Annotated in this window: 18 protein-coding genes, 7 tRNA genes and 1 pseudogene; 9 read left to right on the forward strand and 17 right to left on the reverse strand. The window is 60.4% G+C overall.

Translation table 11 applies throughout. The features are described from left to right. Nucleotides 1-320 precede the first annotated feature (320 nt). From istB to BEI_RS19300, 3 genes are read right to left on the reverse strand one after another with little or no spacing between them, the layout of a single operon-like run. Nucleotides 321-1,115 (reverse strand): IS21-like element helper ATPase IstB, encoded by a 795-nt coding sequence (gene istB, locus BEI_RS11880; protein WP_227644466.1) that lies wholly within the window; start codon nt 1,113-1,115, stop codon nt 321-323. 2 nt (nt 1,116-1,117) lie between these two features. After that, on the reverse strand, nt 1,118-1,495 hold the full coding sequence (locus BEI_RS19295) for a Mu transposase domain-containing protein (RefSeq protein ID WP_379802353.1): 378 nt from the start codon (nt 1,493-1,495) through the stop codon (nt 1,118-1,120). Between the two features lie 3 nt (nt 1,496-1,498). Further along, nucleotides 1,499-1,810, reverse strand: a complete 312-nt coding sequence (locus BEI_RS19300) for a hypothetical protein (protein WP_227644733.1) — start codon at nt 1,808-1,810, stop codon at nt 1,499-1,501. A 321-nt stretch (nt 1,811-2,131) separates the two neighbouring features. Here BEI_RS19300 and BEI_RS19310 point away from each other — a divergent pair, with 321 nt between their 5' ends. The 7 genes and pseudogenes from BEI_RS19310 to radC form a co-directional block, all read left to right on the forward strand. Then, nucleotides 2,132-2,305, forward strand: coding sequence for a hypothetical protein (locus BEI_RS19310; protein WP_227644468.1), 174 nt, complete (start codon nt 2,132-2,134; stop codon nt 2,303-2,305). 660 nt (nt 2,306-2,965) lie between these two features. Continuing rightward, nucleotides 2,966-4,603 carry a hypothetical protein gene (locus BEI_RS19025; protein WP_153045790.1) on the forward strand — a complete coding sequence of 546 codons (1,638 nt, stop codon included), beginning with the start codon at nt 2,966-2,968 and terminating at the stop codon, nt 4,601-4,603. 1,413 nt (nt 4,604-6,016) lie between these two features. Then, the gene (locus BEI_RS11895; protein ID WP_097789723.1) at nt 6,017-6,985 is read left to right on the forward strand and encodes a DUF932 domain-containing protein; all 969 of its coding nucleotides are present in this window, start codon (nt 6,017-6,019) and stop codon (nt 6,983-6,985) included. A 107-nt stretch (nt 6,986-7,092) separates the two neighbouring features. After that, nucleotides 7,093-7,266, forward strand: coding sequence for a hypothetical protein (locus BEI_RS19165; protein WP_160174902.1), 174 nt, complete (start codon nt 7,093-7,095; stop codon nt 7,264-7,266). Between the two features lie 11 nt (nt 7,267-7,277). Further along, on the forward strand, nt 7,278-8,015 hold the full coding sequence (locus BEI_RS11905) for an ERF family protein (protein WP_097789724.1): 738 nt from the start codon (nt 7,278-7,280) through the stop codon (nt 8,013-8,015). Nucleotides 8,016-8,075: 60 nt separating this feature from the next. Beyond that, nucleotides 8,076-8,687 carry a lambda exonuclease family protein gene (locus tag BEI_RS11910; protein ID WP_097789725.1) on the forward strand — a complete coding sequence of 204 codons (612 nt, stop codon included), beginning with the start codon at nt 8,076-8,078 and terminating at the stop codon, nt 8,685-8,687. Between the two features lie 89 nt (nt 8,688-8,776). Further along, nucleotides 8,777-9,196: pseudogene (gene radC, locus BEI_RS11915) on the forward strand (RadC family protein); the annotation flags it as partial. Between the two features lie 227 nt (nt 9,197-9,423). Here the strand turns inward: radC and BEI_RS11920 are convergent. The 14 genes from BEI_RS11920 to BEI_RS11985 all read right to left on the reverse strand — a co-directional run bounded on the left by BEI_RS11920 (nt 9,424) and on the right by BEI_RS11985 (nt 19,707). Continuing rightward, nucleotides 9,424-12,726, reverse strand: a complete 3,303-nt coding sequence (locus tag BEI_RS11920) for a DEAD/DEAH box helicase (protein ID WP_097789727.1) — start codon at nt 12,724-12,726, stop codon at nt 9,424-9,426. Between the two features lie 216 nt (nt 12,727-12,942). Next, nucleotides 12,943-14,160, reverse strand: coding sequence for a hypothetical protein (locus BEI_RS11925; protein ID WP_097789728.1), 1,218 nt, complete (start codon nt 14,158-14,160; stop codon nt 12,943-12,945). A gap of 507 nt (nt 14,161-14,667) precedes the next feature. Continuing rightward, nucleotides 14,668-14,755: transfer RNA gene (locus BEI_RS11930), tRNA-Ser, on the reverse strand. A 130-nt stretch (nt 14,756-14,885) separates the two neighbouring features. Next, nucleotides 14,886-15,389: a YiiD C-terminal domain-containing protein gene (locus tag BEI_RS11935; RefSeq protein ID WP_097789729.1), complete on the reverse strand. Its 504-nt coding sequence runs from the start codon at nt 15,387-15,389 to the stop codon at nt 14,886-14,888. Between the two features lie 2 nt (nt 15,390-15,391). After that, the gene (locus tag BEI_RS11940; protein ID WP_097789730.1) at nt 15,392-15,952 is read right to left on the reverse strand and encodes a nitroreductase family protein; all 561 of its coding nucleotides are present in this window, start codon (nt 15,950-15,952) and stop codon (nt 15,392-15,394) included. Between the two features lie 61 nt (nt 15,953-16,013). Continuing rightward, nucleotides 16,014-16,850: an NADPH-dependent 7-cyano-7-deazaguanine reductase QueF gene (queF, locus tag BEI_RS11945; RefSeq protein ID WP_097789731.1), complete on the reverse strand. Its 837-nt coding sequence runs from the start codon at nt 16,848-16,850 to the stop codon at nt 16,014-16,016. A 3-nt stretch (nt 16,851-16,853) separates the two neighbouring features. After that, entirely contained in the window at nt 16,854-17,627 is a 774-nt protein-coding gene (locus BEI_RS11950; protein ID WP_097789732.1) for an ABC transporter permease, read from the reverse strand. Beyond that, nucleotides 17,624-18,565, reverse strand: coding sequence for an ABC transporter ATP-binding protein (locus BEI_RS11955; RefSeq protein WP_097789733.1), 942 nt, complete (start codon nt 18,563-18,565; stop codon nt 17,624-17,626). The genes BEI_RS11950 and BEI_RS11955 overlap by 4 nt, the downstream gene beginning before the upstream one ends. A gap of 297 nt (nt 18,566-18,862) precedes the next feature. Further along, a tRNA-Gly gene (locus BEI_RS11960) sits at nt 18,863-18,937 on the reverse strand. A 26-nt stretch (nt 18,938-18,963) separates the two neighbouring features. Then, nucleotides 18,964-19,039, reverse strand: a tRNA-Glu gene (locus tag BEI_RS11965). A 204-nt stretch (nt 19,040-19,243) separates the two neighbouring features. After that, nucleotides 19,244-19,318 (reverse strand) — tRNA-Gly (locus BEI_RS11970). 27 nt (nt 19,319-19,345) lie between these two features. Then, nucleotides 19,346-19,421, reverse strand: a tRNA-Glu gene (locus BEI_RS11975). 110 nt (nt 19,422-19,531) lie between these two features. After that, nucleotides 19,532-19,606, reverse strand: a tRNA-Gly gene (locus BEI_RS11980). A 25-nt stretch (nt 19,607-19,631) separates the two neighbouring features. Beyond that, nucleotides 19,632-19,707 (reverse strand) — tRNA-Glu (locus BEI_RS11985). Nucleotides 19,708-19,880: 173 nt separating this feature from the next. Here BEI_RS11985 and msrB point away from each other — a divergent pair. Beyond that, complete coding sequence (msrB, locus tag BEI_RS11990) at nt 19,881-20,282, forward strand: peptide-methionine (R)-S-oxide reductase MsrB (protein ID WP_097789734.1); 402 nt, start codon at nt 19,881-19,883, stop codon at nt 20,280-20,282. Nucleotides 20,283-20,359: 77 nt separating this feature from the next. Further along, nucleotides 20,360-21,319, forward strand: coding sequence for a ribosome biogenesis GTPase YlqF (gene ylqF / locus BEI_RS11995; protein WP_097789735.1), 960 nt, complete (start codon nt 20,360-20,362; stop codon nt 21,317-21,319). Nucleotides 21,320-21,376: the final 57 nt, after the last annotated feature.

A 21,376-nucleotide genomic window follows, 5' to 3' on the forward strand; every position in this document is an offset into this window, starting at 1 on the left:
AGGCAAAGCCATCCTTTAGAGAAATCTTCTGGTAAAAAATTACTGAACCTCGCGGGATACCCAAGCGCTCCTGCCTGGTCAGACAGACGCCAATGCGGTGCGCAAGCAAGCAGGATTCGGCGGTTGGCATGCGTCAGGCAGCTGGGCGACCACATTGTTGTCGAACGACACCAGAAACTGCCCCCTTACCCTCTGGCGACCTACTCGGCTCGGGATGGTGGATCGCATCGAGCTTGATGAACCCGGCCCTGGGCTTGTCCCGCGATCGGTGTCAAGCGACATCAGAGAGTGCCCCCTGGCGACAGTGAAATCTGCCCCCCTTATCCGCTGACGATCTGCTCGTGATGGTGGCTGGAATCGGGCTTGATCAGCCCGGCCTTGCGCTTGGCACGCAGTCGGTAACTGTCCCCGCGGATGGTGATGACGTGGCTGTGGTGCAACAGCCGATCCGGGATGGCCGTGGCGACCACCGTATCGCCGAATACCTCGCCCCATTCGCTGACCGCGCGGTTGCTGGTGACCAGCAGGCTGCCACGTTCGTAGCGGCGAGTGACCAGTTGAAAGAACAAGTTAGCGGCGCCGGGCTCCAGCGGCAGGTAGCCCAGTTCGTCGATAATCAATAGCTTGGGCTTGGCGAAGTGACGTGACCTCTCCTCCAGGTCGCCGCTGGCGTGGGCCTGGACCAGTTGGGTGATCAGCGCGGTGGCAGTGGTGAAGAGCACCGAGTAGCCGGTCTTCACCGCTTCGCGGCCCAAGGCCACGGCGAGGTGGCTCTTGCCCACCCCCGGTGGGCCCAGCAACAGCAGGGCATCGCCGTTGGCGATCCAGCGCCCGCAAGCCAGCTCGCGGATCTGCCCAGGGTCCACGACGGGCTGGGCGTTGAAGTCGAACCCCTCCAGGGTTCGCAGGAACGGGAAGCGGGCGATGCTCAGCCCCATCTGGATGCGCCGCTGCGCCTTGTGAGCCACCTCCTGTTCGCAGAGATAGGACAGCGTCTCGCGCAGGGTCAACTCGCGGCGCGCCGCCTCGTCGAGCAGGGCGTCGAGCCGCTCACGGATGGCGGTCAGCTTGAGGCGCGTGGGCATGGCGTCCAGGTGCTCAATGTCCGGCGTCATCATCACCAGCCCCCTCCCACCACCGCCTCATACTCGGTCAGGTCGCGCTGCAACTCGGCCGACGGGATCACTGCGGGCAAGGTGGCGACGACCGGCGTGGGCGTCACCGCGCCCTCGGTGTCCGCCTTGGCGGCCGGTAGCCGACGATGCCCTGCAGGTGCTCCGGCAGGCCGGCGTACCTGGCGGCGCCCACCCAGCTCTAGGTGGCGCGCCGCCTCGTGGCCGGCGTGGTGCACCCGCAGCTCGCCGTCGGTCACGCTGACCTGGACCGCCTCGCCGATCAGCCGCCAGGGCACGCTGTAGCGGTTGGTGTCGACCTCCACGGTGGCGTCGCGCTGGACCCGGCGCCCCAGCCCTGGCCTGCTCGAAGGGCGCCCGATCGTTCAGCGGCTGCAGGCTGGTCTGGTCGGCGGTGAAGCGCACCGCCGGCAGTTCCCCGGTGGTGCCATGCACCGCTGGTCGGCGATCTCGCGCATCCACCAGGCCAGGTGGGCCTCCAGCGCCGCCCAGGAGGCGAAGGTGCGCCCGGCGATGGCGTTGCGCTTCACGTAGCCGACGCCGCGCTCGTCCTTGCCCTTGGTACGGGCGCGGTAAGGTGCACAGGCCACCGGCCGGAAGCCCCAGTAATGGGCAAAGGCCACCAGCCGCGCGTTGAACACCACCTCGCGGGTAGCGGCGTTGTGGTGATCGACCAACCCTTGGCATTGTCCAGCAGCACCTGCTCCGGCACCCCGCCGAAGTGGCGAAAGGCCCCTTCCAGGCCGGCGAACCACGCCGACTGGCGTTCGTGCCGGAAGGCCCGAACATAGTGGCGGCGGGAGTAGCCCAGGGTGGCGACGAACAGGTAGACCTTGACCGACTCGCCACCGATGACGATCTGGCGGCTGCCGAAGTCGATCTGTAGCTGCTTGCGAGGTGGAGTCTCGAATCTCACCGTCGCCTTGTCTTCGGCGGCCAGCGCCTGGCAATAGGATTCGCAGGCGCGCTCCAGCGTCCGCAGGCTGACGGTTAAGACCATGTTCGAGCTGCAGGACTTGCAGCACCACGGCGGCATTGCCGGTGAGCTGCAGGAGGCGGTACTGCAGACAGTGCTCCAGAACATCAAGCGAACGGGTGCGCTGCAGGCTGGCCTAGGGCGCCCATCCACCCTGGCGCAGCTAGCGCTTGACGGTGTTCTTGCTGACACCTAGTTCGTCCGCGATGTGCCTGACGCCCCAGCTAGGGGTCTTCAGGCACAGCTCTGGACGAGATCCTTGAAAATTCCTCATACAAAAATGGTTACCATGGGTGTCCAGGAACATCCAAAAGCATCTTTTATTATCTAACGACATACAAGCCCAAGGTTAAAAAAACTCATTATTCAATCCATGTTCAACCTGCTAAATTTGGCAACATCAGCAATGAAGGAGATTCAACATGTAGGAGTTTTCAGAAGACGATATAGGTGGGACAAACATTCCCTTAACGAAACCAATTCTGCTCCAGGATAATGACCTTCTGGCTTCACTGGTGCTATTCACCATCCACTGGGTGGATGAAAAATCAGGACGGCGGACTGCTCATACTTGCCAACATCCTTAACACAATTAATTTCAACAATTTTTGGCAGAATGAGGGCGATACTCTATAGCACTTTCAACTTGAATTGATGGAAGGCCTTGAATCAAAACACCAACGCACCGGCTCCAGCTTCAAACGGTAATGCAAACTCAACTGACAGGAATATTCATATACCAAATACGCCACACCCTGATAGTCCCCGAGCGCACAGATACCGCTACAAAAAACATGCGAAGGCAAGTAAAAAACACAAACATCATGCTCCACGAGAAAACTAAGGACTCAGCCTAATGTACGATAATCCATATCCGCTCAACCAACCCTCAACAGGGAACGGTGCATGTCTCCCCAATCCATCCGCTAATCCCCAGATAGACTATCAGGCTGTCTCTTCCGCAAGCACCGGTCGATACAACTCGAGCCAGCAACTTCCCTTTTCCCGGGTGGGACGGCCACCCAAGCCCTGCAAGGCCAATCTCATCCGGCAGATCCTTTACCAAGCCTATCGCCTTGTAGCTGATCCTAACGGCGTCTATTTCCTTGTACCGAACTTCGGCGGTCCCGTCCTGATGTTGGAAGCGGAGATGATTGCACCGATCATCAAGCATATAGCAGCGAGCACTAACAATCGCGATGTTTCGGACCAAAATGTCCGGGACGCGCTGGAGATCATTCGGAGGGACTACCCGGATGTTGCGGAAATCGGGAGTGGCCGAACCTGGCTAGACAATTACGGTAATCGATATATCGCACTGAATGGAAAAGTGATGATTCTCCAACCGAAACAGGAGAACATGATTCAGCCAGAGCTAGTCTATCCTTACTGGCATCCCGCCAATAGTCGTCCCTTTCACACGTTGTATATGCAGGGTCCCAGTGCGATGGCACCCTCAGGCGTGCGCATCATTGAGTCGTATGTGCCGATTCCGAAAGATCGAGACCTGCTGATCTATACGTTCATGGTGCTTTGCATGATGCCAGAACGTCAGCAGCTGGTCCTGGAACTCACAGGAGAGCTTAAATCTGGAATGGCACAACTACAAGATGTCATCAAGCGCACCCTAGATCCGGTAATCAAGGAGAATGCGATTCGTGATACACCCTCAAAGGTCAAGGACGTAGATCAAAAGGCCTGGCGGCATCATGTGCTCAACCTGGACAATGTCGAAGACGGGCTCAGTTCGGCGGTACAGCGACGTATGTTTGAGCTGCTCTGCAAAAGCCGGCTGGAATGGAAAGCTATTGGTTGCCATGAGATTACATCGAGTCTCGCTGTGCGGCGTGCTTTTTTGCTGAGCAGCCTAGAGCCGGTTATCACACAACCTGAATTAGTAGAACTCACCTTGAGTCTGGAAATGCCATCACCCTCAACAGATCAGACGGGTAAGGCGTCTTCCCAATGCCATACTCAGGAGAACTTACCAGGCGAAGATCAGAGTCGCGTCTTCAATGCACTGCTTGGCATGCTCGGAAAGGCACATGCCAATATCGACCAAGTGAGCTTGGATCGGAGAGTACCGGACGGCTGGCACGATTTCTGTCGTATCGGAATGATTGTCTCCGACACACTGACCGGCAGTGCAGAGGCCTTTTGGTCGCAGTACGAGGCATATCGCAATGAGCGGCTCTGCGAGATGACTGAAGAGGAGCCGATTGCCAAGGCAGTTGTTGAATACCTGAGGATCAACGCCATCACGGAAGCCGTCGAAAATCCGGCGGGGGTCTGGCTGGCCATCTTAGGCCAGTTCCGGCCGGCCTGTGTGTCGGACAGCCAATGGCCACGTGAGGCGCGCGGCCTCGGCGCAGCCTTCAAGCGTGCCGCCCCACTGCTGGATGCCCAGGGGATTACCTGCTGTAGCAACGGCAAACGTGGCTCGAAACGCCATTGGGTGATCGGTCCAAAAGGGCTCGCCATGCAGCATTTCTGACCAATTGGCATTCATCGCGTGTCGAGACTTAGGCGGTTACCTGCCAGTTTGGAGGAGGAGATTGTGGACCCGACCGGCATTCTGGGTCGGCAGCCTACCCTGTATGCCTTTCAGGGTAGGCATGGGGCTCGTGGCCGTGAAGCTTGGTAGGCCGGCTCAGGCTCATGATGTTGGTGGCCTGCGAGCTCATGCGCAGTGGCCGGGCGAGTAGCCAGTTGGATCTTCCCGGCGATGTGCCGTCATCGAAGTAGCCCGTCATCACCGCCCAGCGTTTCCGACGACTACCCTACCCCCTCGCCAGGACTCGGTTCAGTGGAACGTGTCCAAGCAAATTCCCGAGGGCAGGCCAGATGCCCAGACCACCGGGAACCAGCACCTCCATCCGATTGCCACTACGTCGGCAAGAGGCAAGCACAGTGGGTCCAAGGCGAACCGAATGCCTTGACCACCCGGACTATCGCAATGTTTGGACCAGCCCACCTGTCCATCAGCCAGATCGCCAGGCAATACTCGCTGAACACCGCACAGCGTCGGTCCCTGGCCTTGCGAGTCCATGCCTGTCCAAGTTTGATATGGAGCCCCTGCTGCTGGGCGACCTAGACAATCGAGGTATCGTGCTGAAAGCAATCTGCCACGATCCAGGACTTGAGATCCAGATGTGTGTTCACTGGACATATACAGAGGACGTCCACGACAAGACGACGTTCGCTGCTGCCAATCTTGTCTGTTGCCCACTCCTGAGGTTGTTTTTTCGAAAAACCTGGCGCTCAACGTCGTGATGTCGTGCTCAGAGCAACCACCTCAGCAGCGTGTTGGCCAGTTGCGGCGACCTCTGCCCGGCCTCCCACTCCTGACAAACATGTCTGGAAGGAGCACTGGCACGCTGCCAAAAGGTCCACTGGAAATGGAGACTAGCACTAAAGTAGCAGAATAAGATGTAGAAGTTTTGTTCCATTTTTTTTGAGACCTATATCACTCCTGTGAACCCGGCCCTTCCCAGGCTTCTTCCACCGGCACAGGAGACATGATATGCCCCCACCCTGCTCGCGCTGTGTCTCACAGTGTGTGATCAATCTTGAGACTGCCCGCAAGTTGGGGACGGCTACCGGTGCGGTGGCCGGTTCCCTCAAGGGCGCCTATTCCTCGCTCTATTCGCCCAGCCGGTTGCTGGCTTCCCCAACACAGTTCCCCCTCAGCCGGATCGCCGTTGCCGTGATTGCGGCCGCGTCCAGCGGTATCGCCGGGGCAGCGGCTGGCCATCAGATGGTCCAGCACCTGTTTCCACCTGGGCAGGGCTCACCCTGGCTCTGCCTTGGGTGTGGTCATGCCTTTCGGGTGCTGGACTGATCCCATCACCGCACTTCCCCCCTGCTGCCGGCGACTTGCCGGCTTTTTCCGTCTTGGAGGTTTCTCATGGCACATCAGATCGAACACATGGCCTACGTCGGCGACACACCCTGGCATGGCCTGGGCCAGCAGCTGTCACGTCATCAGCCGCTGGAGGTCTGGCGGCAGCAGGCTGGCATGGACTGGCACATCGAGGAATCCCCGGTACGCTTCATCACCGATGGGGCCGGCCACTTGGGCAGTATCCACTCCTTCCCGGAGCAGAAGGTCCTCTATCGCTCCGACACCAAGGCCCCGCTGTCGGTGGTCTCCCAACGTTACAAGGTGGTACAGCCGGAGGAGGTTCTGGAGTTTTACCGGGACCTCACGGAATACGCGGGTTATGAGCTGGAGACCGCCGGGGTGCTCAAGGGTGGCCGCAAGTTCTGGGCCTTGGCCCGCAGCGGCCTGGGTGGGGCTCTAAAGGGACAAGACCAGGTCAACGACTACCTGCTGCTGGCCACGTCCTGCGATGGGTCGCTGGCCACGGTGGCGACGCCAACTTCGGTACGGGTGGTGTGCAACAACACCCTGACCATCGCCGTGGACGGCACCTCGCAGGGCGTAAAGGTGCCACACAGCACCGAGTTCCGTCCGCAGCTGGTCAAGCAGCAGCTGGGAATCTCCGTGTCCCAGTGGGACGACTTCATGTATCACCTGAAGACCCTGGCCGAGCGCAAGGTCAGCCAGGAGGAAGCGAGGACCTACTTCCAGTCGGTGATCTGCAACGCCGAGGCGCCGCTGGACGATCCGTCCAAGCTGCCCAACGTTCGCGCCCTCAATCGCGTCCAGAAGCTCTACCAGGGCGAGGGACGTGGTTCTCAGCTGTGTACGGCGCAAGGCACCGCCTGGGGCCTGCTCAACGCGGTCACCGAGTACGTGGACCACGAGAAGCGCGCTCGCAGTAACGACTACCGCATGGACTCCGCCTGGTTCGGCCAGGGCGCCAGCCTCAAGGACAAGGCGTTGGAGTCCTCCCTTGCGCTGGTGTCCTGAACGGCGTCCTGCGTTCTCCCACCCCCGTCTTTCCCTCACCACGGCATAGCGCCCGGCCCATCAAAGGCCGGGCGTTTTTGTTTATGGAGGTACCGATGCAACCACCCATGACATTCGAGATCTGCCATGCCCTGACCCAGCTGACGCGTCAGTTACTCGAGGCTGGCGAGCAAGCGACCGAGACCCACGTGCTGGCCAAGGGCCAGGTTTATCGCGTGGCCCTGTCCCTGGAGCCGGTCCCGACCGAGGAGCTCCCTGACGTCATCCAACGCTATCGATAACGGAGGCCATCATGGCAACCCCCATTCATCCCAAGACCGCCGACCAGACACCGATCGCTCAAGCAACCCAGGACAGCACCGCGATCATCCAGGTGATCGAGCGGGCCGCCCTCAACCCCGAGGTCGACATCGACAAGATGGAGCGCCTACTGCAGATGCAGGAGCGGGTGCTCGACCGCCAGGCGCTGATGGCCTATAGCGCCGCGATGGCGGCCATGCAGACTGAGCTGCCGAGCATCGCCGAGCGCGGCAAGACCAACAACGGCCACTACGCCACCCTGGAGGACATCGTCGATACCGTGCGCCCGATCATGAAGAAGCACGGCTTCGCGGTGAGCTTCCGCATTCAGACCCAGGAACGCGGCATCCAGGTCACCGGCGTGCTGATGCACCAGGACGGCCATCGGGAAGAAACCAGCATGCTGTTGCCGGCCGATACCAGCGGCAGCAAGAACGCCGTCCAGGCGTTCGGCTCCTCCACTAGCTACGGCAAGCGCTACGTGCTGTGTGCCCTGCTCAACATCACCACCCGCGGCCAGGACGACAACGGTCACGCCGCCGCCCCGGTCAAGCTGGTCACCCCCTTCCAGGCCGGGCAGATCCGGCAGCTGATCGCCGCCTGTCCCCCGGCGACTCAGGAATGGTTCGTCGGCAAGTACAGCGACGCCGAGCAGGTGCCCCGTAGCGACTTCGACAAGCTGCGTGCCTCCCTGCAGAAGCGGGCGCAGCCCAACCATCAACATCACTGACCGGCCGGCGAGGGGCCTCCCCTCGCTGGCCTATGCCGTGTCATCGAGAAGGAGAACATCATGCAGATCCTGACACTGGAACAGGGCACGCCCGAGTGGCATGCCGCCCGTCTGGGCATCGTCACCATGTCCGAGCTGAAGACGTTGCTGGTCAAGGGCAAGGGGCCGGGAGGCTTCGGTGCCGGTGCGATGAGCTACATGCACCAGCTGATCGGCGAGCGCATCACCGGCGAGCCCTCCGACACCTTCCAGGGCAATGCCCATACCCAGCGCGGGCATGAGCTGGAGCCCGTGGCCCGGGAGCTCTATCACGAGGCCACCGGCCTGCCCCAACTGGAGCAGGTCGGCATCATCCTCAATCACGGGGTGGGCTATTCGCCGGATTGCCTGGTCGACAGCAATGGCCTGGTCGAGATCAAGACCAAGCTGCCCAAGTACCAAATCGAGCTGCTGCTGGCCGACGAGCTACCCCAGGAGCACGTCGCTCAGTGCCAAGGCGGGCTGTGGGTCAGCGAGCGGGAATGGATCGACTTCGTCAGCTACTGGCCGGGTATGCCGCTGTTCGTGAAGCGTGCCTATCGGGACGAGGCGCTGATCCGCACCATCGCCGAGCGCGTTGAGACCTTCTACGAGGAGTTAGAGCGTCGCATGGCCATGGTCATGGCGGCCTGAGGAGAGACACCATGAACCACCGCAAGCTGAGTGCCGGCGAGACCACTGGCACCTACCGGATCACCGACACGGTGACTGAATCGGAGCTCTTGAGCATCGCCAAGGCATTCGCTCGTCGTCGGCTGGCCAAGGGACGTAAAATCACCCAGCCAGCTCTCGCGTTCGAGTACCTGCAGGTGCTGCTGCAGGACTACGAGCACGAGGTCTTCAGCCCTTTGTTCCTCGACAGCCAGCACCGGGTGATCCGCTTCGAGGAGCTGTTTCGCGGCACCATCGACTCGGCCAGCGTCTACCCGCGTGAAGTGGTCAAACGGGCCTTGGCCTGCAACGCTGCTGCGGTGATTCTGGTCCATAACCACCCCTCGGGTGATCCAGAGCCCAGCGATGCCGACCGACGCATCACCCAGCGGCTGAAGGAAGCCCTCGGACTGGTGGAGATCCGGGTCATCGATCACATCGTAGTCGGGAGCCAGGGATGTGATTCCTTTGCTGAGCAGGGGTATCTGTAGAATTGGCCTGCATCCCAATCACGATATAGCGCTGGTGCTGCCTAAAAAGGCAGCACCGGCGTTTCAATGTTCACTTTATTTTTTCGACTATGGGAAGAGTTTTCCCAAAAGCGGATGATCGGAAAAGCCTTATATAATTCAGGCATGATAAAGCCGTCCAACACTTGCCAGGTTCACACGTACCCTGGAGTAAATAAATCATAAATGTTCTTAAGATTGACTCTCGTCTACTCCGCACACACTACATCCAATGAGACACCAACTGTGTCCATCAGGAAACTATGAGCAGCCGCGAGGATCGTAGCTTGCCGGTCACTATGATTTGTCCGTGAGATCCCAGGCTGGACAATGATGATCCGCCCCTGGATCTCCTTGAACCGGCTTGCGCGCAGAATGTTGTTCATTTCGTGTGTGCCACCATGTAAAAAACGGGTTGGACGGATGTCGGACCGCAAGCGCTGCTCGCGCCTAGCGATATGGCGACACAAATCCTTGAACTTCCAGAGCCAGCGTCCTGAACGCACCGCCTGTGAGCAGACTTCAACGGCATCCTGAAGCCGGGCACCCCCTACATTTTCGGTAAACTTACAGTGAACAAGAGAAAAATGGATGACCTCCTCTTCAACCTTGAAGCAGATCAAATCAGCAGCCTCTCCGGAGGCGTCATCGTCAAAAACCACTTCATAACCGGCATCTATGAAGTGTTGCGCCGCACGAGCCTGCACCGTGTTCTCTTGCTGCTGGCCATCACGCCACAACGACTCCCTCGTAACGTCAATACCGCTCCAATCCCACACGTCGAAGCATTCAGCCGGAAAGGAAAGCTCTGGCGCCACCTCAGGTTTAATCAATAAATGACCGTCCAATTCACTAAGGTCGGAAAATCGAACTAAGATAGGGTAATCATTTAGAAAATCCGATAGGGGAAGTTCTCGGCGTGAAACTCCGATCGAAAGAGCTGGTCCGGCCACGTGAGTAAACTCATAAGCATTGGCGATGCCAAGCCGAAACACATACTCGGACCGCTGTCCATCATATTCGAGATAAAACCGCATCGCTTGACGCTCTTCCCCTATTTCGTCAAAACGTAGATCAAAGTAGGAAAGCGGATTTTCGATACCATCCCGAATGAGCTGAACCCTCTCCTCCTGCTGCTGAAGAATCTCAAGCGGCCACTCCAGGGTGAGCACGGTTGCCTCGGGAAACTGCGTAATTTCCTCAGGCACCAATACATTCTGAAGGATCTCATCCGTACTGATTGCACTATCTATAAGTTTCGCACCAACACGCTTGCACCATTTTGTCAGATGGGCGATTGTCCCGCGCTCTTTCGACCACACCCGTCCCTTAAACGAGCAGCCGATCGCAACCGGCAGACCACTCTCATAGCCAGCACCCTGAAGAACGGATTTCGTGGAACCGACAGTTTGAGAGATTTCCAAGGCTTGCCGAACGTCCGCACCAGTGTACATCGCAAAGCGCAGATTACGACGCGCATGCTTGGTGACGCCCACATTCTGAAACTGAAGCCGATTGATACCGGAAAGAGTCCGGAACACGGAATCACCGCGGACCAAAGAAACATCCTGGCCGCCTACCACTTTGGCCAAGTTCTCATGCAGGCAGGACTTTTCGCTAGAATGAATAAAAAGCAGACCCAATTCATCATCGTAATGAACGACATATAAGTGCCATTCGCGATCTTGGATCGACTGCGCGCGTGTCCAGCGCACAGGTGGCTCCGTCTTCGTCACATAGTAAAGGGTACTGGATTCATCATGCAGCCACACTCGATGAACTTCGGTGTTAACCGGCACAGCACGATGAAAACGACGCGGCTTAAACTCACTCGCTCTATATGCGACGACACTAAATTTAGGACGGAGTAATGCCGGAGAAATTGAAGCTAGCGCGTCGTCTTCAACCTCATTAGTAAGAGGAACAGACTGAGAGAGGAATTCGACAAGCTCGCGATGCTCGCGAACGGCATCCGAACTCATTTCGGCAAGAAGTGTGTTCCAGTCTGCGTTCTCACTATAGAGTCTCTCTAGTCCGGCGGACACATCCTGATCAGCTATATTGGCGACCACTGTCGCATCGCCGATCACCCCGCCCGCCGTCCGGGTAAAGCGACCCGTAAACTGAAGCAAGACAGCCAGACTCTTGTGCGTATCGTGAATCGCAGCGATCTTGAGCTGCGGCATGTCGAACCCTTCTCCGAGCATTTCAACACACACGACAATGCGGCTATCTCGGCTGTAAAGGCGCTGTAGATGCCACCCTGATGAAGAGTCTTCAGAGTGGACGAGAATCGGATCATAGCCTGGCGCCAATTCCTGATACAGCCTCAATATTTCCGTGGCGCGCTCAATGCGATTACAGCGCGCCATTAATAGGTGGTCAAACCCCGCTTCCAGGTCAGCCCCAAGCTGAGTGATCGCTTTCTCTGCAATGGCACGATCCGCGTCTTTGGGTTCGATCTCACAGACCGGATCAAACTTGATCGACTTGAAGTATTGATCCTCCTGTGCCCGCCGAAGCGGATATGAGTAGATCACATCGCCGTCTACAAGAATACCATCACGCCTGAACGGCGTTGCCGTAAACTGCAAGACGCGCGTGGCCTGAAATTCATCTCTGAATGCTGCCCAGCTTTTTGCGCCTACGTGGTGGGCCTCATCAACGACAAGACACGAGGATCTCTCAGCCATCTCCGGCACAAGCTTGGTGGCCGTTCCCTGGCTCACGGCTGCCATTGTAGAGACCACGACATGACACGAGTCGAAGATATCTAGCTCACTCTCTGACCGCGGGCGATTGTTTATCACACCCACTATGGGATTGGGCATGTCCTCGGGAATAACCCTAAGCTTCCTGAGGAGGCCAAGTGTCAGAAACTTTTTCACCGTTTGTGATCGAAGTGGCGAAGATGGGACGACCACAAAAAAAGTACCCTTCACCTGGCCAACCAAAGTGGCAATCATCGTTTCTGTCTTTCCGGTTCCTGTCGGCATGACAATCGTGGCCGGTGTACTATAAAGGCTCCAGTGAGCACCGATAGCATGAAGGGCGCCAATCTGGGGAGCACGAAGACCCGCATGCACTAAATTACCGTCATGGTCAACATGTTCTGAAGCATACCGGATTCCACTCTTCCAGGATTCCGAGACCTCTGACTTTTTTTCCGCCCATTGTGCGGGGTCATCCTGACCGGAGAGTTCACGGTGATACTGCCAAACAAGTAAACCGGTATCGTCCTCTCGCACAACACCGTCTACTCCTTCAGGAACTGGGCAACGTTGCCGTGTGGTGAGGACGATGTGCTCGCCCGATTCTAGGATAAGAAGAGGCTGCTCAATCCGTGGCGAGACCCTTATAGTGGTACGCTCAACAATCCTTTCGGCACGCTCGGACCGTACCGTATGGGCTATCTCGCCGAGATCGTGCTTCTTGTGCCACATGAGCGCAGGAAGCATGATTTCCTCTTGCCCATGCTGATCAACGACATCTTCAGGATCGGCATCATGCATTGATAAACATCTCCGTCATTCCATCGAGGTGGACTTTCACAGACTCTCATCTCTGATATTTACCAACTACTATATACAGTAATTTACCCGGGTTGTGTGAATGCATACGTCTATCACAGAGCGAAGAATGGATAGTTCAAAGATCCAAGCACAACACCTATCTACCATAGTGCCGCATGGATCCCTGCTTACTCGGCACCGGGGTCACAGCGGTGACTATTTCTTCTTTCGCAAATGCGTTCTATACATCTGATCGCATTCGTCAGCATAATGATCAATGTTAGCCATTATTCTATCGAGGCGGTTATCGCGCAGGCGGAAGTGGGCTTTTCCATTACTCCTTATTGCGTCGAGAATCTGAATATTCGGCGCGGACAAAACCTCCAGATAGCGGATTACCACGGTTACCGGATTGACGATGCTCCGATTCTCTTCGCCTGTCAGATACCACAGCTTTGTTGGCCCCTGGCTCCGACCTTCGCGAGCATCCTGCCTAGATTGCTCCCGCTTCAGGGCATTGAGCTCTCTCATCCAAGGCAGAATCCCGAACCGATTCTTAATTGCTGACACGCACTGACCTATATTCACCTGGGCTCCTTTTCGCTTGCACAGCAGATGATCCAAAACGACAAGCGCTTGCCAGGCCTCAGAATCCGCATTAATGATCCAGTCCCCTTGAACCGGAATGCCCACGAATGTCGCTTGGCGGCCACGTGTTATCAGCCGCCCCGGCGTGCGGAAAGCATCCTCGCGCATTAGTTTAGCTTCGTGATTAGCCGTACGTACTTCCAAGCGCGCCTGCTCATAGTCGTCCGACCGGGCAGCTGCGAGATGATCAATAAGGTGCTGGTGCTGCCGTCGCTGCCAGTCACGGCTCTTCTTGTTTGCCTCCATCCGTTTGCGCCCCTGCTCCCTTGCTTGTGCCTGTGCCGCAGCGCGCTCCCTCTTGAGCTTCAGCTCTCTTTTTGCCTGCTCGCGTCTCATCCATTCGTCCGGGGCAGATGCACTCAGCGTGGCCTGGGCCTGTTTCACGCGCTTGAGGTTGTCGTAGAGTGAGCATAGAAACCACCGGCGAGGGGCACTCTCAAGCACTGCCTGGCGCAGCAGGTCGGGATCGGTTTTCTGCTCAGGCGTGAGATTACTTAGGTCAACCTCCATCAGGTTGTCGAGCGCCTTGGCCTTGGCTTCTTCCACTGCATGGGTGACATAGATCTCAATGAAGAGAATGGAGCCATTGCGGAGCCTGGCTGTGAGATCAGGACGCAGGGTTCCCGCCGACTGTTCCTGGACCACGGTTCGGAAGGGTTGGCTCTTGTGATGCTCGAAGAATACTTCATCAGTATAGGGCACACCGTCCGGCATGGGCGTCTCAATAGGAACCGTGTAAGCCGGGAGGGTGACCCACATCGCATCTTCAATGATCTGCTTGGCCATCAAGTGAACCGCGGTCTCGTAGCCCGCCTCGCAACTGCTTCCGCTGTGATGCGAAAAGTACGCCCGCTTGCCGCCTGTCGGGTGGTTGGCGATCAAAGCAGCACCACACTTCGGACTTGGGCAAACACAGCCACAGCGAAGCCCATTGGCGACCTCACTAGGCGAATACATCCGACCTTCACGCAACCCAAACGGGACACGTAGACCTACAACATCGAGACCAGGCGTAACCATACCTCTCGTCGCTCAAAGGACTTAGGACGAAGGTAACGAATAAGGGAGCCGCTGTCATTGCTGTATCAGCAGATACGCAACCATGCGTGGTATCAGGAGCAGCCTCGGGGGATAAGCCGAGTCATAGGGCTGATACGGTATTGAGGGAAGAGCTGTCCAGTAGCGTCTTTTATGGACCCGTGGAAGCCAGGCCCAAAGTATGGGCTGAAGTATGGTCTGGAGGGATATAGAAAAAGAAAAAGCCGCTGAAATCAGCGGCTTAATCAGAATTCTTGGCGGAGGGGGAGGGATTCGAACCCTCGAAGCCTTTCGACTTACACACTTTCCAGGCGTGCTCCTTCGACCACTCGGACACCCCTCCGCATTGTGGTTCCATCGCTTTGGGCGCGTGGCCTTTCGCTCCAGAACGGGGCGTATACTATCGGCTTAAGTCCGCGAATGCAAGCCGGTTTTCGGATTTCTTCCCGATCGGGGCGATGTCCTCCCGCGACTCAGTCGGCGGGCAGGACCGCATAGTCGCCCCGGGCCTCGAGGCAGAGGGTGTCGCCGCACCACAGGCGCTGAACCAGGGCGATGCGCCCCTTGCCGCGGCGCTCCAGGCGCTCGGCGAGTCGCTCGGGGCCATCTTCCGCCTCGGGCGTGCAGACCAGCCGGTAGTCGCCGGTCACCGGCGCCAGGAAGCGCTGGCCGGCCTCGGCCACCACCACGTCACGCTCGTAACCGCGGCGACGCAGCCAGAGCGTCGTCCAGCACCAGCCGAGCAGGGTGGTCTGGGCGGCGAGCGCCCCGCCGAAGCCGGTCCCCTTGTCATTGAGGCTGGGCGAGAGATCGAGGCGCCACTCGAGGTCCCCCCCTTCTCGCCGCATGGAGCGGATGCCCAGGTGCTCGACCATGGGGATCGCCTCGCCCAGCCAGGCCAGGAAGCTCGCCGGGTCGTCCTCCCCGCCCTCGAGGGGCAGCGGCAGGCGGGGATGGGGAATGCCGGGTTCGCGCATGTTCAGTCCCAGCGTTCGACGAAATCGGCGACGTCATGCTGCGGCAGCGGGCGATGGCGGCCGCCCAGCTGGCCGAGGTAGAGGAAGGCGACCAGCTCGTCGTCCTCGGCCAGGCCCAGGCCCTTGCGGACCGTGGGATCGAAGGCGTACTTGCCGGTGCGCCACATGGCGCCGAGTCCCTGGGCGTGGGCGGCCAGCAGGATGCCGTGAGCGGCGCAGCCGGCGGAGATGACCTGCTCCACCCTAGGCACCTTGGGGTCGTCCGGGGTGACCTTGGCGATCACGGCGATGATCATGGGCGCGCGCTTGGGCTTCTTGCGGGCGGCCTCGAGCACGGCATCCCCGGCATGCGGATCCTCGCGGAACTCGGCCTCGGCGAACAGCTCGCCGAGACGGTCGAGCCCCTCGCCGGAGAACTCGATGAACCGCCAGGGCCGCAGCTCCTTGTGATCCGGGGCGCGCAGGGCCGCCTGGTACATCGCCTCGAGCTGTTCCGCGTCGGGCGGCGGGCCCATCAGCTTGCCCATGGAGCTGCGTTCGTGCAGCAGCGTCATCGCGTCCATAAGGGTCTCCTTGCCTGGATCCGAACGAGAAGGGTTCTCGGCACTCTATCAAGTCGCCGGGTCACTGTCGCGCCAGGCGCAGCGCCGACGGCGGCCGTTCCCCGGGGGTGGCGCGCCAGGGGCTGATGTCGAGCCCGCCGCGGCGCACGTAGCGGGCCAGCACCAGCAGGCGTTCGGGCCGGGCCCGGGTCATCAGGTCCATGAAGATATGCTCGACGCAGTGCTCGTGGAAGTCCTGGTGCTGGCGGTAGCCGATCAGGTAACGCAGCAGCCCCTCGCGGTCGAGGCGCGGGCCCCGATAGCGGATCAGCATACTGCCCCAGTCGGGCTGACCGGTGACCGGGCAGTTCGACTTGAGCAGGTGGGAGTGCAGCGTCTCCTCGACGATCTCCTCGCCCACCCGCAGGTGCTCGGCACTGGGGGTGTAGTCGCTCACCTCGATCTCGAGCTCGTCGAGGCACTCCCCCGGCAGCCGACGCGGCGCGAGCACCTCGTCGTCCACGCCGAACAGCTCCACGCCCACGGGCGACCCGGCGGCCTCGGCCAGGTCGCGCTCCAGGGTCGCCACCACCGCTTCGCGGTTGGCGAAGCGGGTCTGGTTGAAGCCGTTGAGATAGAGCTTCCACGACTTGGACTCGATCAGCCGGGGGGAGTCCGCCGGCAGCCGGAAGCGGGCCACGGCGACAACCGGCTTGCCCCGGGCGTTGAGCCAGGACACCTCGAAGGCGTGCCATTCGTCCTCGCCGACGAAGGGTAGCGCCCCCTCCTCGATGCCCAGCGGGGCCCGGTTGGCGGCACGGACAATCGGGTAGAGCAACCCGGCGTCGTAATGCTCCGGATAGGCGGACTCGCGGCCCAGGGGGGCGTGGGCGAGGGTCTCGGGACGATGCGATGACATGGCTTAGCTCCTGATGCCCTTGCCGTTCTCGAGCATCCACAGGGCGATGCTGAAGAGTACCACGATGAACCCAAGGATGGCGGCCAACGCCCAGCCCACCGGGATGTCGGAGACGCCCAGGAAGCCGTAGCGGAAGACGTTGACCATGTACAGGATAGGGTTGAGCATCGAGGCGCCCTGCCAGAAGGCCGGCAGCAGCGAGATCGAGTAGAAGACCCCACCCAGGTAGGTCAGCGGCGTGAGCACGAAGGTCGGCACGATGGAGATGTCGTCGAACTTCTTGCCCAGCAGGGCGTTGATGAAGCCGCCGATGGCGAACAGCGCCGAGGTCAGGATGACCACCCCGAGGGTGAGCAGCGGATGCGCCACCTCGAGCCGGGTGAAGAACAACGAGACGAGGGTCACGATCACGCCGACCCCGAGCCCGCGGGCCATGCCCCCCAGGATGAAGCCAGCTAGGATCACCCAGTTGGGCATCGGCGAGACCATCATCTCCTCGATGCTGCGCTGGAACTTGTTGGAGAAGAACGAGGACGCCACGTTGGAGTAGCTGTTGGTGATCACCGACATCATGATCAGCCCGGGGACGATGAAGTCCATGTAGCTGTAGCCGTCCATCTGGCCGATGCGCGAGCCGATCAGGTTGCCGAAGATGATGAAGTACATCGTCATGGTGATCGACGGCGGCAGCAGGGTCTGGGGCCAGATCCGCGTGAAGCGCTTGATCTCCTTGACCACGAGGGTCCACAGGGCGATGGCGATCTGCTGCGGATTCATGCACGAACCTCCGTGTTCTGGCCGCCTTCTACCATGGAAACGAACATCTCCTCCAGCCGGTTGGCACGATTGCGCATCGACATCACCTCGATGCCCTGCTCCCCCAGGGCCTCGAAGACGGCGTTGAGCCGCTGCCCGCGATGCACCATGACCGACAGCTGGGCATCGTCCACCTTCTTCACCTGGAAGCCCTCGACACGGGGCGCACTCTCCACGGGGTGCGCCAGGTCCAGCAGGAAGGTCTCGGTGTCCAGCTCGGCGAGCAGCTCACGCACGCTGGTGTTCCGGATGATCTCGCCGTGGTTGATGATGCCCACGTGGCGGCACAGGCTCTCCGCCTCTTCCAGGTAGTGGGTGGTCAGGATGATGGTGGTGCCCTCCTCCTCGTTGATGCGGCGCATGTAGTCCCACATGCTGCGGCGCAGCTCGATGTCCACCCCGGCGGTGGGCTCGTCGAGGATCAGCAGTTTCGGTCGGTGGATCAGGGCCCGGGCGATCATCAGCCGGCGCTTCATGCCGCCGGACAGCATCCTGGCACTGCCGTCGCGCTTGTCCCACAACCCCAGGTCGCGCAGCAGCTGCTCGGCGCGGGGCAGCGCCTCGCGGCGTGACATGCCGTAGTAGCCCGCCTGGGCCATGACGATGTCGAGGACCTTCTCGAACTGATTGAAGTTGAACTCCTGGGGCACCACGCCGAGATGGTACTTGGCCCGGGCGAAATCGGTGTCGATATCGATGCCGAAGATCGAGACCTTGCCGGCGGTCTTCTGCACCAGGGAGCAGACCACCCCCAGGGTGGTGGATTTCCCCGCCCCATTGGGCCCCAGCAGGGCGAAGAAGTCCCCCTGGGGAACGTCGAGGTCGATGCCCTTGAGGGCGTGGAAGCCATTGCCGTAGACCTTGGTCAGGCCACGAATGGACAGCGCCGGTTCGGCCATGTGCGATCCTGTGCAAAGGGGTGAATGTCGTCGAAGCCCCACTATATGGGGGCGGAGCGTCATCGCTTCAAGTTCGGGTGCTGCCGCAGGGAGTCGCCACTGCCGCCCGGGCGGAAGGCAGGAGTCGTGTCGGCTTGGGCCATCGCGCTCTGAAGAGCGCTCCCACGCGGGCTCCTCCCCCTATGGAGAAGTATCAGGATGATAGCGGGAAATGGATCGACGGGCGGCCTTCCGCTGGGCCGGCGTTCCGGCTCGCGGCCCGAGCCTTGGCCTGCTCGAAAAGGCTCACAGATTGAATGGAGCGGGAAACGAGATTCGAACTCGCGACCCTCGCCTTGGCAAGGCGATGCTCTACCACTGAGCTATTCCCGCTCGACAGGAGGGAGGACGATGCGAAGTGGCGTCCCATAGGGGGTTCGAACCCCTGTTACCGCCGTGAAAGGGCGGTGTCCTAGGCCACTAGACGAATGGGACGCATCATCACCAAATGGTGATTGGAGCGGGAAACGAGATTCGATCGGACCGGCGTACCGGCTCACGACCCTCGCAGGCCCTTGGCTCCTAACCAGCCTACCCAAAGGAAGGTTGGAGCGGGAAACGAGATTCGATCGGACCGGCGTACCGGCTCGCGACCCTCGCAGGCCCTTGGCCTCCTAACCAGCCTACCCAAAGGAAGGTTGGAGCGGGAAACGAGATTCGAACTCGCGACCCTCGCCTTGGCAAGGCGATGCTCTACCACTGAGCTATTCCCGCAGGTCTCGCATTGTCGAACACCGGAAGTGGCGTCCCATAGGGGGTTCGAACCCCTGTTACCGCCGTGAAAGGGCGGTGTCCTAGACCACTAGACGAATGGGACGCATCATCACCAGATGGTGATTGGAGCGGGAAACGAGATTCGATCGGACCGGCGTACCGGCTCGCGACCCTCGCAGGCCCTACTCGTACCCAACCTACCCGAAGGAAGATTGGAGCGGGAAACGAGATTCGAACTCGCGACCCTCGCCTTGGCAAGGCGATGCTCTACCACTGAGCTATTCCCGCATCTCCGGCATCTCGTCGAGAGGAGTGGCGTCCCATAGGGGGTTCGAACCCCTGTTACCGCCGTGAAAGGGCGGTGTCCTAGACCACTAGACGAATGGGACGCTGCGTCTCGCCTCGTCGAGATGGCGCGTATATTACTCAGGGACTTGGGAGGTGTCAAGCCGCTTCCGTCACCGTGCCTGCGAGACCACAGCGTTGGTGAACCGACTGGAAAAATCGCATCCCCCGGATGTCACAATGAGGAGCAGGCGCCATCGTGACGAGGAGGAAGGCCATGCGAAAGAAGATCGAGAAGAGCGATGCCGAATGGCGTGCACAGCTCACGCCGGAACAGTTTCACGTGACCCGCGAGAAAGGTACCGAACGCCCCTTCTCCGGGGACTACCGGGTCACCGACGAGCACGGCATCTACCACTGCGTGTGCTGCCACGCACCGCTTTTCGAGAACGAGCACAAGTTCGATGCCGGCTGCGGCTGGCCGAGCTTCGACCGGCCGCTGGCCTCCGGCTGCGTGGAACAGCAGCCCGACAGCAGCCATGGCATGGAACGCACCGAAGTCATCTGCGCCCGCTGCAACGCGCACCTGGGCCACGTCTTCCCCGACGGCCCACCGGAAACCACCGGCCAGCGCTACTGCATCAACTCGGTGGCCCTGGACTTCCATCCCGGCGAATAGGCGCCTCCCCCGCCCTTGGACGGCCGACCATCTGCTATGATGGTCGGCCGTTTCGTATGGCAAGCAGGAGAGGCTCGATGCTCGGCTGGTACCCGGGACACATGAACAAGGCGCGCCGCCAGATCCTCGAGGCGCTGCCGGAGATCGACGTGGTGATCGAGGTCCTCGACGCCCGTCTGCCCTACTCCAGCGCCAACCCCATGCTGGCGAAGCTGACGCGCCACAAGCCGGTGCTCAAGATCCTCTCCCGGGCCGACCTGGCCGACCCGGCGCGCACCAAGGAGTGGACCGCCCACTTCGACGCCAAGGCCGACACCCGGGCCCTGCCCGTGACCACGACCAACGCCCGGGAGCTCAAGCGCATCCCCAAGCTGTGCCACGAGCTGGCCGGCCAGGTCCGGGCCGACCGCGACGTGCGCGTCATGGTGATGGGCATCCCCAACGTGGGCAAGTCGACCCTGATCAACGGCCTGGCCGGGCGTACCATCGCCAAGACCGGCAACGAGCCGGCGGTCACCAAGCGCCAGCAGAAGGTTCGCATCGCCGGCCAGGTCGCGCTGATCGACACGCCTGGGGTGCTGTGGCCGAAGATCGAGGACCAGGCCAGCGCCTACCGGCTGGCCGCCAGCGGCGCCATCCGCGACACCGCCATCGATTACGTCGACGTGGCCGTGGTCACCGCCGCCGAACTGGCACGCCGCTACCCGGAGGCGCTCGCCGCCCGCTACAAGCTCAAGGAGCTGCCCGCCTACCAAGCCAATCCCGCGGCCGACCGGGTCGACGCCGACGGCGATGCCCGGCCGGACCTGCTGGCCCTGGCCGGCTTCGACGGCCATGCCATCCTGGCCGCCATCGCGGCCAAGCGCGGCGGCCTGCGCCCGGGAGGCGAGGTGGACCTGCATCGCGGCGCCGAGGTACTGCTCCACGAGCTGCGCGACGGCAAGCTCGGCCGCCTCACCCTGGAGACGCCGGCCGATATCCCGGTCGAGCCCGAGACCGAGACGACCGGCGAGGACCAGGACGCCCCGGCCTCCTGACCCGCGACGATGACACCCGCCGCCCCCCGCGGCACCTGGACACCACTGGAACGACCT

The organism is Halomonas beimenensis, assembly GCF_002549795.1.
In the GTDB taxonomy this organism is placed as follows: Bacteria; Pseudomonadota; Gammaproteobacteria; order Pseudomonadales; family Halomonadaceae; genus Halomonas; species Halomonas beimenensis.